Raw genomic sequence first — 307 nt, 5'->3', positions numbered from 1 at the left:
AAGCAATAAACTCTTTAGTATGTAAAAGTGATACGTTAATTCTAGCTAAACAATACCCTGCATATGATGACTTGTATAAATATGGTTTTTTACATAGTCGGTTAAGAGCTTATAAAGATAATGGTTTTTATCCAGATATGTTTAAAATCATTAATACAAAGTCTGGTGAGGCGTTTAGAGAGTTTGAATCCATAGATGTTTTTAATGGTAATAATAGCAATCTCAGAGAAGTGTTGAATTCGGGGCAAGTGAAGCATGTGTTCGTCCATTTGATGGATAAACAAATGTGGGAGGTTCTCACAGAGTT

The 307-nt window shown here is 32.9% G+C and carries 1 protein-coding gene; it reads left to right on the top strand.

Features of this window, described 5'->3' with window-relative positions; genetic code table 11:
• On the top strand, positions 1–307 hold a 307-nt coding region (locus BTV99_RS13735), incomplete at both ends, for a hypothetical protein (RefSeq protein WP_218607623.1).

Origin of the sequence: Psychrobacter sp. Rd 27.2 (assembly GCF_001921755.1) — a bacterium.
GTDB lineage: Bacteria > Pseudomonadota > Gammaproteobacteria > Pseudomonadales > Moraxellaceae > Psychrobacter > Psychrobacter celer.
Note: the sequence above shows the minus strand (reverse complement) of the source record. Positions and strands in the feature narration are given on the sequence as shown.